Genomic DNA, 9,179 nt, shown 5'->3' on the forward strand with positions numbered 1-9,179 from the left:
AAGGCCATCACTGACTCCACGCCCAAATGCCATTGCACCAAATTGGTGCTCCAACCCCATCCCCTAGCACAAAATCGTGACTACCCAGTCACCGTTTTAGCCCACTCCAGACGAAAAACATGCCCTTCGTCGGAGCATTCCCTCCGCTAAACCCTCACTTACATCCCGACACAACCGATTGTCGAACAATTTACCCATTTGCCCTTACCCGCTCTAGGATCTGGCCTAGACTGATTTTTCAGTGGTTAAACCACTCGGTCATACCGACGAAAAAAAGTCGAAACTTTTGCTTCACGCCACAGGTCATCAGAACAACTGGGCGAAAGCGACTGGTGTAATCCTTGCAACGGCCTCACCACCCATTCTGCTTGCGCGTGTTGGGTCAGCATTTGCTCACCGATGCGTGGCGCCTTTGCGCCCGGCCACAGGACTTGGCCACGAAACAGCTTGTTCGAGACAAGAATCAGATCACACACGGGAGATACATATGATCAGTGCGGCATTGGATATTCAGGGAGAGCGTGCTCACCAGTCGCTTGGAGAATCGAGCACCGTCAGTGTTCCCGGCAGCCGACAGATCAACGTACCCGGCACCAAAGCGCTTGCTCCGGTAGCAAGCCAGAACCCCAACAAGAAGAAAGTGTTGTTCGTTACGTCCGAAATCGCCGATCTGGTCAAGACCGGCGGTCTCGGTGACGTCTCCGCTGCCCTGCCCCGGGCCATGGCTCATCTGCATGACGTGCGTGTGCTGATTCCCGGTTACCCGCAGGTGGTGCACAGCGAAAACCCGATTCACATCATCGGCGAGCTGGGTGGCCACGCCGCGCTGCCACCTTGCAAGATCGGGCGCATGGACATGCCCGATGGCCTGGTGATCTACGTGTTGATCTGCCCTGAACTCTATGAGCGTGAAGGTGGCCCATACGGCGCCAACAACGGCCGCGACTGGCCGGACAACCATATTCGCTTCGCCCGTCTGGGTCTGGCCGCTGCCGACATCGCCGCCAACCTCGCACAAATCCACTGGCGCCCGGATCTGGTGCACGCCCACGACTGGCCTGCTGGCCTCGCGCCCGCTTACATGCACTGGCGCGGGCAGCGCACGCCGACTCTGTTCACCATTCACAACCTTGCCTACCAGGGCGTGACCAGCCTCGGTTCCTGCCCGGAGCTTGGGATTCCCGCCCACGCACTGCAACAGGAAGGCATGGAGTTCTACGGCAAGATGTCGTTCCTCAAGGCCGGCATGGCCTATTCGAGCCACATCACCACCGTCAGCGCCACGTATGCCCAGGAAATCACCACCCCGGACTTCGGCTGCGGCCTCGACGGTTTCCTCGCTGCAAAAACCCAGCAAGGCTTGCTCAGCGGCATTCCTAACGGCATCGACGAGAGCTGGGACTCGGCGACTGACCCGCACCTGTTCGCCCCGTTTGCCATCGGCGACTGGGAAGGCAAGGCGGTCAATGCCGCCCACGTCCGTGAGCTGTTCGGCCTGCACGATTCCACCGGTCCACTGTTCGCGGTGGTCTCGCGTCTGGTCTATCAGAAAGGCCTCGACCTCACCGAAGCGGTGTCCGAGTTCATCGTGCAGAACGGTGGCCAGATCGCGATCATCGGTCGCGGCGAGCCGGAAGAAGAACAAGCCATGCGCGAATTGGCCCTGCGTTTCCCAGGCCAGATCGGCGTGCGCATCGGCTTCAATGAAACCGATGCCCGGCGCATGTTCGCCGGCAGCGATTTCCTCCTGATGCCATCGCGTTACGAGCCGTGCGGCTTGAGCCAGATGTACGCCCAGCGTTTCGGCTCGTTGCCGGTCGCGCGCAACACCGGCGGTCTGGCCGACACCATTGAAAACGGCGTCACCGGCTTCCTTTTCGATGAATCCACCGTTGATAGCTATAAAGAAGCCCTGAGCCGCGCGTTCAAGGTCTTCGCCTTCCCGGAACTGCTCAATGCCATGCGTTGCCGGGCCATGGCCGCACCGTTCAACTGGAGCAAAGCAGTTGAACCCTACGCCGAACTTTACGAACAGCTGGTCGCCAAGGCGTTGGGTAAAGCCAGCCACAAATAACCAGGGAGTTGCAGAAAATGCCGTCAAGGACCCAAGAAACCTGGCCCCACGGCGCGATCATGCTGGATGCCGAGCACACGCAATTTGCGTTGTGGGCGCCTGACGCGTTCTACGTCAGTGTGGAACTGGAAGATGGAAAATCGTTGCCGATGCTGCCACAGGGCGACGGTTGGTTTGTGATCAAGGCCAGCTGCCCGGCGGGCAGCCGCTACCGCTACTGCATCGATGGCGAGCTGGAGGTGCCGGACCCGGCCTCCAGAGCGCAGGATGTTGACCTTGACCGCCACAGTATGGTGGTCGACCCGCATGCCTATCAATGGCGGCACACGACCTGGAATGGTCGGCCATGGAGCGAAGCGGTGATCTACGAGTTGCACGTCGGTGCGCTCGGTGGTTTTGCCGAAGTCGAACAGCACCTCGCGCGGCTGGTGGCACTGGGTATTACCGCGATTGAACTGATGCCGCTGGCGCAATTCCCCGGTGATCGCAACTGGGGCTATGACGGGGTGCTGCCCTATGCGCCTCAAGCCTCCTATGGCACGCCCGAACAACTCAAACACCTGATCGACACCGCCCATGGCCATGGCCTGGCGGTGATTCTCGACGTCGTCTACAACCACTTCGGGCCTGACGGCAACTATCTGCATCGCTACGCCAAAAGCTTTTTCCGCGAGGACAAGCACACGCCCTGGGGTGCGGCGATCGACTTCCGCCGCCCGGAAGTGCGTGAGTTCTTTATTGAAAACGCCTTGATGTGGTTGCTCGAATACCGTTTCGACGGCCTGCGTCTGGACGCGGTGCACGCGATTGAAGACCCGGACTTTCTCAGCGATCTGGCCCGGCGTATTCGCCAGCAGATCGACCCGACCCGCCACGTCTGGCTGACCGTCGAGAACGAACTGAACCAGTCGAGCCTGTTGGAAACCGATTACGACGCGCAATGGAACGATGACGGTCATAACGCCTTGCACGTGCTACTGACCGGTGAAACCGATGCCTATTACGCCGACTATGCCGCGCAACCTACCGAGCAACTGGTTCGCTGCCTGAGTCAGGGCTTCGTATTCCAGGGCCACATCACCCGTCATGGCGAACCGCGCGGCGAGCCAAGCGAACATCTGCCCTCCACCGCGTTCGTGCTGTTTTTGCAGAACCATGACCAGATCGGCAATCGCGCTTTTGGCGAGCGTCTGCATCAGCTCGCCGACCCGCGTGCGGTGCAAGCGGCCACCGTGTTGTTGCTGCTGTCGCCAATGATTCCGCTGATCTTCATGGGCGACGAATTCGCCGCCGAGCAACCGTTTCTGTTTTTCACCAGCCACCACGGTGAACTGGCGGAACTGGTGCGTGAAGGCCGGCGCAACGAATTCGCCGCGTTCAGCGCGTTTACCGATCCGCACAAGCGCGAGCAAATCCCCGATCCGAATGCCGAGAACACCTTCCACGCCTCGCAGCCGCGACTGGTCGGCAGCGGCACACCGTTACAACAGCAGACCCAGGAGCTTTACCGGCAACTGCTGAAGTTGCGTCATCAGTACATCATCCCAAATCTCTCCGGGACCCAGGCGCTGGGTGCGCAAATGCTCGGCTACGGCGCAGTCAGCGCACGCTGGCGGCTGGGCGATGGCAGTGAGCTGCGAATTGACCTGAACCTCAGTGATACGCCAGTGGTCAACCCTGCACAGACCGATACCGAGTGGCTGTTTCAACAGCCTGCCGCCATCGAACTGTCGGACCCGAACCAACTGCCGGCGTACACCGCGCTCGTCAGCCTCACGGCCGCACCCCTTTTGCACCCCCTGAACGGAGAGCGCCTATGAGCGATGCGCAACTGGAAATACTCGCCAGCCGAGCCGGCCTCGCCGTCGACTGGATCGACGCCAACGGGCGTCAACAGAAAGTCGCTCCTGCTGTGCTGCGCAACGTCCTGATCGGACTTGGCCACCCGGCCAGCACTGCGCAAGAAATCGATGCCAGCCTGCTGGAACTGCAAGAGGTCCAGCAGGACCGCCATTTGCCGCCCCTGTTGACTTGCGACGTGGGCGTTGCCTTGAATCTGAGTCGCTATTTCTCACCGGAGACGCCCTGCGAGATTCATCTTGAAGATGGCTCGCAGCTGAACCTCAAGCTGGACAACGAAGCGATGCTGCCCGGTCTGATTCCGGTCGGTTACCAGCAAGTGCACATCGGCGATCAGTATTTCACCCTGGCCGTGGCACCCGAGCGTTGCTTCAGCGTCGGCGATGCCGTCGATAGTCCTATCCCCCGCGCCTGGGGTCTGAGCGCGCAGTTGTATGCCTTGCGTCGTCCCGGCGATTGTGGTTTCGGCGACACGCAGGCACTCGAGGAACTGGTGCGTGTGGCCGGCGAACGTGGTGCCGATGCCCTGGCGATCAGCCCGATGCACGCGATGTTCAGCGCCGACACTGGCCGCTACAGCCCCTACTCGCCCTCCAGTCGCCTGTTTCTCAATTCACTGTACGCCGCGCCGGGGAGCATTCTCGGCGAACGCGCCTTGCGTGACGCGATCGACGCCAGCGGCCTGGCCGCGCAGTTCGAGCAGCTGGAAAATCTCAAGCTGATCGACTGGCCCGCTGCCGCCGAAGCCAAGCAGAAACTGCTGCAAGCCTTGTATGACGGTTTCGTCGCTGGCGAGCATCCGCTGCACGCCGACTTCGCCAGTTTTCGCCACGCCGGCGGCGAAGCGCTGGAAAACCATTGCCGCTTCGAAGCGATTCAGGAAATGCGCGCCGCCCGTGGCGAAAGTCTCGACTGGCGCGAATGGCCCGAGCACTGGCACGACCCGCGCGGCTCTGCGCTGGCAGCTTTCGCCGAGGAATACGCCGAGCGCATCGGCTATTTCGCGTTCTGCCAATGGCTGATCCATCGCTGTCTGGAGCGCGCGCAAACGGCCGCGCGCAGTGCCGGCATGGGCATCGGCCTGATCGCCGACCTCGCTGTCGGTGCTGACGGCGCTGGCAGTCAGGCCTGGAGTTTTCAGGACGAACTGCTCGCCTCGCTGACCGTGGGGGCGCCGCCGGACATCCTCAATCGCAGCGGCCAGGGTTGGGGCATTTCCGCGTTTTCGCCCGAAGGCCTGATCCGTAACGGTTTCCGCGCCTTCATCGACATGCTGCGCGCCAACTTCGCCCACGCCGGTGGTCTGCGCATCGACCATGTCATGGGGCTGCAGCGTCTGTGGGTGATCCCCAACGGCGCTCATCCGGCCGACGGTGCCTATCTGTATTACCCGTTCGACGACATGCTGCGCCTGCTGACTCTCGAGTCGCATCGTCATCAGGCCATCGTGCTCGGCGAAGACCTCGGCACCGTGCCGGAAGGCCTGCGGGAAAAACTCGCCGCACGTTCGATTCTCGGCATGCGCGTGCTGTTGTTCGAACAGGACAACACTCGCTTCAAACCGATCCTCGACTGGCCGGATGACGCGCTGGCCACCACCAGCACCCATGACCTGCCGACGCTCAACGGCTGGTGGCATGGTCGCGATATCGACTGGAATGCGCGCCTTGGACTGGTCGATGCCAACGGCGAAATCGACTGGCGCCGGCACCGCGAGCGCGAACGCGAAGGCCTGCGCGATGCGCTGCGCCAGGACCCGCAGAATTTTCGCGAAGAATCCCACGAAGCCGATCAAGTGGTCGATGCCAGCGTGCGTTTCCTCGGCCACACCCGCGCGCCGCTGGTGCTGTTGCCGCTGGAAGATGCCCTGGGGATCGATGAACAGGCGAATCTGCCCGGCACTACCGATTCACACCCGAACTGGTCGCGACGCTTGCCCGGTCCCAGCGAAGCGTTGCTGGACGGCCCCGATGCCGCCCGCCGCCTGGAACTGCTGGCTTGCGCGCGCCTTCAAGCCACTGAGCGTGACCAATGAATCAACAGCAAATCCAGCCACTGCGCGCCACCTTGCGCCTGCAATTTCACAAAGGATTTACCCTCGAACAAGCGGTGCCACTGGTGCCGTACTTCGCCCGACTCGGCATCAGCCATATCTACGCTTCGCCGCTGCTGGCGGCGCGAGCCGGTTCGATGCACGGCTACGACGTGGTCGACCCGACCCAGGTCAACCCTGAGCTGGGCAGCGAGCCGGCATTGCGCCGACTGGTCAGCACCCTGCGCGAGCACAACATGGGGCTGATCCTCGACATCGTTTCCAACCACATGGCCGTGGGTGGCAACGACAATCCGTGGTGGCTCGACTTGCTGGAATGGGGACGCCTGAGCCCGTACGGCGAATTCTTCGACATCCAATGGCACTCGCCGGATCCGTTGATGGAAGGCCAGTTGCTATTGCCCTTCCTCGGTAGCGACTACGGCGTGGCGTTACAGGACGGCACGCTCAAGCTCAAATTCAACCCGCAGGCCGGCAGTTTCTACGTCGAGCATTACGACCATCACTTCCCGATCTGCCCGAACAATTATGGCGAGTTGCTCAAATCCGACGACACGCTCAAGTCCCTGGCCGATCGCTTCAGTACGCTCAGTTACCAGACCGATGCCCACTCACTGGCGATCCCGCTGAAGCAGGAGCTGCGCGAGCTGGCAAGCGATCCGCGTGTTCTGGCCACCATCGAAAGCAACCTCGCTCAGTACGATTCCACCCGCGAAGAAGGCTTCCAGAAGCTTCACGAACTGCTTGAACGGCAAAGCTATCGCCTCGCCAGTTGGCGCACGGCGGCGGACGACATCAACTGGCGGCGTTTCTTCGACATCAATGAACTTGGCGGCCTGCGCGTCGAGCGTCCGGCGGTGTTCGAAGCGACCCACAGCAAAATCTTCCAATTGGTTGAAGAAGGTCTGGTCGACGGCTTGCGCATCGACCACATCGACGGCCTCGCCGACCCGCGCGGCTATTGCCGCAAATTGCGTCGGCGCCTTGATCATCTGGCACCGGGACGTCATCTGCCCATCTATGTCGAGAAGATCCTCGGCGAGGGCGAAACCCTGCGCCGGGACTGGAGCGTTGACGGCACCACCGGTTACGAGTTCATGAATCAGCTGTCGCTGCTGCAACACGACCCGGACGGCGAACATGTACTCGGCGAACTCTGGCAGCGCCGCACCGAGCGCCCCGCCGCGTTCATCGAAGAAGCGCAACTGGCCCGTCAGCAGATCCTCAACGGTTCGCTGGCCAGCGATTTCGAAAGTGTCGCCCAGGCGCTGCACCAGGTCGCCCGTGATGACTTGATGACTCGCGATCTGACCCTGGGCGCGATCCGCCGCGTGCTGCACGCACTGATCGTGCACTTCCCGGTTTACCGCACCTACATCAGCGCCCTCGGCCGCTCGGAACAGGACGAAGCGATTTTCCAGCACGCCATGGACGGTGCGCGGCAGACCCTCAGCGAGGCCGACTGGCCGGTGCTCGATTCGGTCGCCAGTTGGCTTGGCGGCACGCCGTGGCGGCGTAAGCCGCGCGGACGGTCGCGCAAGATCCTCAAGCATGCCTGCGTGCGCTTCCAGCAGTTGACCTCGCCGGCAGCGGCCAAGGCCGTGGAAGACACCGCGCTGTATCGCTCGGCGGTGCTGCTGTCGCGCAATGATGTCGGCTACAACACCGAGCAATTCAGCGCGCCGGTCAGCGAATTCCATGAAGTGAATCAGCAGCGCATGGCGGAGTTTCCCGATAACCTGCTGGCCACCGCCACTCACGACCACAAGCGCGGCGAAGACACTCGCGCGCGGCTCGCCGTGCTCAGTGAGCGCAGCCATTGGTACGCCGATCAGGTCGAACTGTGGCGCGCTCTCGCCCGTCCGGTACGTATCGAAGATGACGCGCCGTCCGCGGGCGACGAACTGATCCTCTATCAGGCATTGCTCGGCAGTTGGCCGCTGGATCTGCAGGACGATGACCAGGCAGGTTTCGCCGAGTACGCGAAGCGTATCTGGAAGTGGCAACAGAAAGCACTGCGCGAAGCCAAGTTGCAAAGCAGCTGGAGCGCGCCGAACGAAGCCTATGAAAACGCCGCGCAAGCCTTCACGGAAAAACTGTTGACCGGCGAGGAAGGCGAGTTGCTGCGCGCGGCGCTGAGCAAGACGGTCAACAGCATCGCCGCTGCCGGCGCGCTCAACGGGCTGGCGCAAACCTTGCTGCGCATGACCGTACCGGGGGTACCGGATCTGTATCAGGGCAACGAGTACTGGGATTTCAGTCTGGTCGACCCGGACAACCGTCGGCCGGTGGATTACGCCGCCCGGGAGCAGTCTTTGCAGGCATCAGTGCCGAATGCGCAACTGCTGAAAGAATGGCGCGACGGGCGCGTCAAGCAAGCCCTGATCGGCGAAGTACTGAACCTGCGCAGGGACCACAGCGAGCTGTTCCGCCGTGGCGACTACCAGCCACTGCAGGTGCTGGGCAGTCAGGCGCACAACGTGCTGGCGTTCGCGCGTGAGCACGAGGGCGTGCGGGCCATTGTAGTGGTGCCGGTGCGCTGCGCGACGTTGCTGGAAAACTGTGCCATCCCGCAGGTCGATGCGCTGCGCTGGGGCGATACGCGGGTGGTTTTACCGTCCGCCGCTCCGGATGCAAACCTGAAGGGACTTTTTGCCAGCAGCGTAGTCACACAAAACAGGGAGCTGAATGTCAGCGAAGCGCTGGGGGATGTCCCGGTCAATCTCTTTATCCAACAGTTAACACAAGCATGAGTTCAGTTCAGGAGCATTGCGATGAGCACCGACGATAAACGCATTCGCGAATTCGCCTATCAGATCTGGGAGTCGGAAGGTAAGCCTGAAGGCCAGGAAGAACGTCATTGGGAGATGGCGCGCAAACTGGCCGAGGCCGAGGCGCTAGCACCGAAGAAGCCACCGAAAGCGGCTGGCAGCAAGGTTGCCGGCAAGACCCCAGCGGCGAAGAACACCGAGGCCAAAGCGCTCGCCGGCAAAACGCCGGCTACCGCCAAAGCCAAACCAGCGGCGAAAGCCAAGCCTGCGGCCACGCCCAAGGTAGTCCCGCCGGGCGAAAAGGCTGCGGAGAAAAAGCCGCGAGTTGCGAAGAAGCCTCCGGCGAACTGACCTAGACCCGATTATTGAACTGAACAGCTGTGTGGCGAGCTTGCTCGCCATAAGGGGTCTTTGCGCCCCG

Annotated in this window: 5 protein-coding genes; all 5 read left to right on the forward strand. The window is 61.8% G+C overall.

Annotated elements, in window-relative coordinates; genetic code table 11:
• The first annotated feature begins 487 nt into the window (after positions 1–487).
• Genes glgA through DCO47_RS23250 form a run of 5 tightly spaced genes read left to right on the forward strand, consistent with a single transcriptional unit; the run spans position 488 to position 9,109 of the window.
• Positions 488–2,074, forward strand: coding sequence for a glycogen synthase GlgA (glgA, locus tag DCO47_RS23230; RefSeq protein WP_042609874.1), 1,587 nt, complete (start codon positions 488–490; stop codon positions 2,072–2,074).
• A 17-nt stretch (positions 2,075–2,091) separates the two neighbouring features.
• Positions 2,092–3,894, forward strand: coding sequence for a malto-oligosyltrehalose trehalohydrolase (gene treZ, locus DCO47_RS23235; protein ID WP_116659003.1), 1,803 nt, complete (start codon positions 2,092–2,094; stop codon positions 3,892–3,894).
• The gene (gene malQ, locus DCO47_RS23240) at positions 3,891–5,969 is read left to right on the forward strand and encodes a 4-alpha-glucanotransferase (protein ID WP_116659004.1); all 2,079 of its coding nucleotides are present in this window, start codon (positions 3,891–3,893) and stop codon (positions 5,967–5,969) included. The genes treZ and malQ overlap by 4 nt, the downstream gene beginning before the upstream one ends.
• The gene (locus tag DCO47_RS23245) at positions 5,966–8,740 is read left to right on the forward strand and encodes a malto-oligosyltrehalose synthase (protein WP_116659005.1); all 2,775 of its coding nucleotides are present in this window, start codon (positions 5,966–5,968) and stop codon (positions 8,738–8,740) included. Before malQ ends, DCO47_RS23245 begins: the two co-directional genes overlap by 4 nt.
• A 21-nt stretch (positions 8,741–8,761) precedes the next feature.
• The gene (locus tag DCO47_RS23250) at positions 8,762–9,109 is read left to right on the forward strand and encodes a DUF2934 domain-containing protein (protein WP_116659006.1); all 348 of its coding nucleotides are present in this window, start codon (positions 8,762–8,764) and stop codon (positions 9,107–9,109) included.
• Positions 9,110–9,179: the final 70 nt, after the last annotated feature.

The sequence above is a fragment of the Pseudomonas sp. NDM genome, from assembly GCF_003105095.1.
GTDB classification, from domain to species: Bacteria; Pseudomonadota; Gammaproteobacteria; order Pseudomonadales; family Pseudomonadaceae; genus Aquipseudomonas; species Aquipseudomonas moraviensis_A.